Origin of the sequence: Microbispora sp. ATCC PTA-5024 (genome assembly GCF_000511135.2) — a bacterium.
Lineage (GTDB): Bacteria > Actinomycetota > Actinomycetes > Streptosporangiales > Streptosporangiaceae > Microbispora > Microbispora corallina.
Window position 1 is genome coordinate 724,469 of record NZ_KI866523.1, and the last position, 4,905, is coordinate 729,373.

Sequence of the window (4,905 nt, forward strand, 5' to 3'; positions counted from 1 at the left end):
CTACCAGAGCAGCGGCAACTCCAACATCACGCTGGACGGCTCCACCCCCACGCCGCCCCCGAGCAGCCCGCCCCCCGGCGGCGGTGGCGGGACGATCAGGGGTGTCGGCTCCGGCCGCTGCCTGGACGTGCCCAACTCCAGCACCACGGACGGCACCCAGGTCGCCCTCTGGGACTGCAACGGCAACAGCAACCAGCAGTGGTCCTACACGTCCGCCCAGGAGCTCCGGGTCTACGGCAACAAGTGCCTGGACGCGGCCGGAACCGGCAACGGCGTCAAGGTCCAGATCTACTCCTGCTGGGGCGGCGACAACCAGAAGTGGCGCCGCAACTCCGACGGCACCATCGTCGGCGTCCAGTCCGGACTCTGCCTGGACGCCGCCGGCCAGGGCACCGGCAACGGCACCCAGATCCAGCTCTATTCCTGCTGGGGCGGCAGCAACCAGAAGTGGACCTGGTGAACTGATCCGCGAGGGCCACGGCGAGACCTCTCCTCCTGGTGAGTGACGCCTCCGGTGCGGCGGACGCCGCCGCACCGGAGGTGCGCCGGCAGAGTCGCCTACCGGGTCTGGTCGGTCGGGCGGATGAGGATCTCGTTGACCGCGACGTGCTCCGGCTGGGTGACCGCGTACACGATGGCGTCCGCGATGTCCTCGGGCTGGAGGGTGCGCATGGATGCGGCCATCTTCCGCGCGACGTCCCGCATCGCGGGGTCCTTGATGTGCGCCATCAGCTCCGTGGCGACGAAACCGGGCTCGACCACGACGACCCGCACGCCCTGGGCGGTGACCTCCTGCCGCAGCGACTCCGAGAAGGCCGTGATGCCGAACTTCGTCGCCCCGTAGACGCCGCTGTTGGCCGAGGCGATCCGGCCCGAGGTCGAGGAGATCTGCAGGACGGCGCCCCTGCTCTCCAGGAGGTGCGGCAGCGCCGCGTGGACCGTGTACATCGACCCGAGCAGGTTCGTCTCGACCATGCGCGTCCATTCCGAGGTGTCCGCCCCGAGGACCGGGCCGTTGAGCATCACCCCGGCGTTGTTCACCAGGACGTCGAGGGCCCCGAAGCGCTCGACGGTCGTCGCGACGGCGCTGCGCACCGACTCCTGGTCGGTCACGTCCAGTTCGAGAACCAGCACCTCGCCGGGAGCCTTGTCCGCCAGCGACTCCAACCGGTCGGTCCGCCGGGCCCCGACCGCGACGCGGGCCCCCTCCGCTGAGAGGGCCAGGGCTGTCGCCTCACCGATGCCCGACGACGCTCCGGTGACGAGGACGACCTTTCCATCCAACCTGGTGCTCATGCGCTTCCTTTCCCTACATGGTTTCCGCCGCCGTATGACCATGTGCACACACATGATCTAAACGGACCGACTGGTCACCTTGAGCGTAACACCAAAGCGGACCGTGCGGTCATGTTAGGGGCGTAGACTGCTGGCGGAAGGAGGCGCATGACCGGAACGACGTCCGCCGTCCCCTCGCGCAGCGACGCGGTGCGCAACCGCCGGCTGCTGCTGGACGCCGCGGCCGCGATGTTCGCCGAGCGCGGAGTCGAGGTGTCCATCGGTGAGATCGCGCAGCGTGCCGGGGTGGGGAAGGGCACTGTCTTCCGCCACTTCTCCTCCAAGGACGAGCTGTTGGCGGCCATCATGCTCGGCATGCTCGACGAGCTCCTGGACACCGGCACCGCGCTGCTCACGGCCGGCGATCCCGGCACCGCGCTGCGGGAGTTCATGGCGGCCGGCGTGGAGCTCTTCGTCAGGGACCGCGCGTTCTGCGAGGTGATCGGACGCCCGTCCCTGCAGCACGCGGAGGTGCGCGACGCCATCGACCGCCTTCGCGACGTCGCGGAGGGGCTCACCGCCCGCGCCCGTCACCAGGGCGTCGTCCGCCCGGATGTCACGGGCACCGACGTCGTCCTCCTGCTGGCGGGCATCCAGCACACGGCGGCGCCGTTGCTGGTCACCGAGCCGCAGGCGTGGCGCCGGTACCTCCAACTGGCCCTCGACGGCATCACCACCCAGACAGGGCGAAGCCTTCCGTACCCACCGCCGAGCCGCCTGCCCCTGGCTCCTCCGGAGACCGACCACACGCCCTGACCCTGCTCGACCTCCCACGCCCGAGGGTGGAAATCGCTTTGCCCGGCGGCGGTCGGCATGCCCACACTGATGGGGTGATACCGCTGCTTCCCGTCGCCGAAATGGACGACGAGCATCTGGTCGACGCGCTGGCGAGCGCGCCTCGCAGAAGCACGGCCCATCGTGAGCTACTCCGGCGCGGCAGATCCGCGGTGCCCGCCATCCAGGCCGGCCTCGGCCACGCCGAGGAGGACGTACGCGAACAGTGCTGCAGGCTCCTCGATCAGCTCCTGGTCGAGGAGGCTCTCGACGGGCTGGTCGCGATGCTGGACGACCCGAGCCCGAAGGTGCGGGTGGCGGCGTTGCACGCCCTGGCCTGCGAGCGATGCAAGCAGGACGCGTGCCGGCCGTCCGAGGCCGCTGTGCTGCCGCCCGCGACGCGCCTGCTTCGCGGCGATCCGGACGCCCACGTGCGGGCGATGGCCGTCGAGCTGGTGGCCTCCTTCGCGCACAGCCGCCAAGAGGCGGTCGAGGCGCTGATCGAGGCCAGGGAGCACGACCCGTCCCCGACCGTTCGCAAGAAGGCGGGCTGGTACGCGCCCGGCGGGGTGATCCATCGCCGGACCGCTCCCCGCGCCGGCCGGGCCACCCCGCGCCGGGCGGCCCGCTCAGGCACGCCGGGTGACTGACGCGCGGCCCGGTGTCCGCCTCGGTCCACGAGACGGCTCTCCTCGCTCCGCCGCGCACGACAGGGCACATGTGGCCCGGCCGTGAACGCGGGATCCTCGGGCAGGCGGCCGGACTGTTCGCCGTGACGAACGTCGACGACATCGTGGTCTTGGCGCTGTTCTTCGCGCAGGGGCCGTCCACCGAGGTGCGGCCGCACGCATCGTGGCCGGTCAGTACCTCGGTTTCCTCACGATCCTGGCACTGTCCGTGGCCGCCGCCTTCCTCCCCGAGCAGGCCGTGCCCTATCTCGGCCTGCTGCCGCTCGCCCTGGGCGTTGCCTTCGGCCTCTGACCGTTCGCCGACGGGTGTCCTCTGCGCGCCGCCCTGTTCGACGTCCCCAGTGAACGGGGCCGCGACGGCGGCCTCATCGGGTCGAGGAGGACGAACATGAGCAAAGTCATCACCACGGCGAGCATGTCGCTCGACGGCTTCATCTCCGGGCCGGACGAGTCAGGGTTCGAGCACCTGTTCGCATGGTACGGGAACGGCGACGTCCCCGTGCCCACCGCGCAGCCCGAGCGCACCTTCCGCATGACGCCGCAGAACGCGCGCCTGTGGGCCGGGCTCACCGCGGCGACCGGCGCGCTGGTGGCCGGACGCAGGCTGTTCGACATCACCAGGGGATGGGGCGGCACCCATCCCCTCGGCGTCCCCGTCGTCGTCCTGACGCACACCGTGCCGGACGACTGGCCGCACCCCGACGCGCCGTTCACGTTCGTCACGGACGGGATCGAGAGCGCCGTCGCGGAGGCGCGGCGGCTCGCGGACGGCAAGGACGTCGGGGTCTCCCCAGGAACCATGGCGGCGCAGGCCCTGGACGCCGGGCTGCTGGACGAGATCTGGGTGATGCTCACCCCGGTCGTCCTGGGCGGCGGCACCCCCTTCTTCGCGCATCTCCGGCAGCTTCCCGTCGTCCTGGACGATCCCGAGGTCACCGTGGCCGCGGGCGTGACCCACCTGCGCTACAGGCTCCGGCGGTGAGACGGCGTCCCCAGGCAGGCAGGGCCGGCGGAGGGATCGGCGCGTGCCGGTTTGTCGGTGGCAGGCGCAAGAATCGGCTTCATCATGACCATCAGCACGTCGCCGACGGCGTCCACACGTCCCCTGCCGGTCGAGCTCGTCGACGGGCTCAGCGGCCTGCTCTATCTCGTCCCCCGCGGGCCTCTCACCCTCGAGGAGTGTGAGGCCCTGTCCGCGGTCCTCGCCGCACGGGCCGCCGCCGTCCGTACGCGAAGAGCGGACGCGGACCGGGGCACGCCGGTCGCCGGGTAGCCCGGCTGTCAGCCGTGCTCGACGGCCGCGAGGTAGGTCCAGTCGCCGTCGTGGCGGACGAAGCGGCTGTGCTCGTCCATGTGGCCCTCCACGCCGCGGTCGACGTAGTGGGCGCGGAAGCGGACCGTGCCGTCGGTGTGGACGACCGTTCCGCCGGTGGTGCCGAGGATCTCCAGGCGTGTCCAGCTCACCCGTCGATCCAGGTCCACGTGCGGGGGACGCGTCGAGGGGTGCCAGGTGCGCAGGAGGTACGCGGCGTCGCCGACGCTGAACGCGCTGAACCGCGACCGCATCAGCGCCTCCGCCGTCGTCGCCGAGGCCGCTCCCCGGTGGAACCGCCCGCAGCAGTCCTCGTACGGCGAGGGCAACCCGCAGGGGCAGGCAGACCCGGCGGGCAGGCGGACGGGCCGGTCGCGTCGTGGCACGTCCCCATTCTGCCCGGGCGCGCGACGGCTTCTCGCAGGCGGTCTTTAGATCCGCGTTACGACCCTCTCGCTACGGTACGGCCGAAGCCGTCTCGGGAGAGTCTCGGGAGTTACCCATGTCACAGCGGAAGGTGAAGCGCAGGCGCGCCGCCCTGCGGCGTGAGGAGGCCAGGCGCCGGGAGGAGCAGCGGCGTCTGGCGCGCAGGTTCGCGTTCGCCGCCGCCGTCGCGGTGGTCGCGATCGTCGCGGTGGGGGTCGTGGTGACGGTCTCCGTTTGTTCGCCGGGGACGAGCACGGCGGCCACGGCGGCCACGGCGGCCACAGCGGGCGCGACGAGCAGGGCGGCCACAGCGGGCGCGACGAGCAGGGCGGCCACGACGAGCACGGCGGGGGCGACGAGCGCCGCCAG

General features: G+C 71.8%; 9 protein-coding genes. 6 read left to right on the plus strand and 3 right to left on the minus strand.

The window, feature by feature from the left end; all coding sequences use genetic code 11:
• The coding region (locus MPTA5024_RS42215) for an RICIN domain-containing protein (RefSeq protein WP_198167175.1) at window positions 1-460 on the plus strand (460 nt) is incomplete at its 5' end.
• A gap of 98 nt (window positions 461-558) precedes the next feature.
• Here MPTA5024_RS42215 and MPTA5024_RS15850 read toward each other — a convergent pair.
• Complete coding sequence (locus tag MPTA5024_RS15850; protein ID WP_036324777.1) at window positions 559-1,296, minus strand: SDR family NAD(P)-dependent oxidoreductase; 738 nt, start codon at window positions 1,294-1,296, stop codon at window positions 559-561.
• Window positions 1,297-1,443: 147 nt separating this feature from the next.
• On the opposite strand from MPTA5024_RS15850, the gene MPTA5024_RS15855 reads away from it, so the two are divergent.
• From MPTA5024_RS15855 to MPTA5024_RS15875, 5 genes are all read left to right on the plus strand, one after another.
• Complete coding sequence (locus MPTA5024_RS15855) at window positions 1,444-2,091, plus strand: TetR/AcrR family transcriptional regulator (RefSeq protein ID WP_036324778.1); 648 nt, start codon at window positions 1,444-1,446, stop codon at window positions 2,089-2,091.
• A gap of 74 nt (window positions 2,092-2,165) precedes the next feature.
• Window positions 2,166-2,759, plus strand: a complete 594-nt coding sequence (locus MPTA5024_RS15860) for a HEAT repeat domain-containing protein (RefSeq protein ID WP_198167176.1) — start codon at window positions 2,166-2,168, stop codon at window positions 2,757-2,759.
• Between the two features lie 202 nt (window positions 2,760-2,961).
• A complete protein-coding gene (locus MPTA5024_RS44640; RefSeq protein WP_269750582.1) occupies window positions 2,962-3,090 on the plus strand; it encodes a hypothetical protein in 129 nt (42 codons plus the stop codon).
• Between the two features lie 96 nt (window positions 3,091-3,186).
• Entirely contained in the window at window positions 3,187-3,780 is a 594-nt protein-coding gene (locus MPTA5024_RS15870; RefSeq protein WP_036324779.1) for a dihydrofolate reductase family protein, read from the plus strand.
• Window positions 3,781-3,864: 84 nt separating this feature from the next.
• The gene (locus MPTA5024_RS15875) at window positions 3,865-4,071 is read left to right on the plus strand and encodes a hypothetical protein (RefSeq protein WP_036324780.1); all 207 of its coding nucleotides are present in this window, start codon (window positions 3,865-3,867) and stop codon (window positions 4,069-4,071) included.
• An 8-nt stretch (window positions 4,072-4,079) separates the two neighbouring features.
• Here MPTA5024_RS15875 and MPTA5024_RS15880 read toward each other — a convergent pair whose 3' ends face one another.
• Both MPTA5024_RS15880 and MPTA5024_RS40895 read right to left on the minus strand, forming a co-directional pair.
• Window positions 4,080-4,496, minus strand: a complete 417-nt coding sequence (locus MPTA5024_RS15880) for a YchJ family protein (RefSeq protein ID WP_036324781.1) — start codon at window positions 4,494-4,496, stop codon at window positions 4,080-4,082.
• 70 nt (window positions 4,497-4,566) lie between these two features.
• Window positions 4,567-4,905, minus strand: a 339-nt coding sequence (locus MPTA5024_RS40895; protein WP_036324782.1) for a hypothetical protein, incomplete at its 5' end; no start/stop codon positions are given.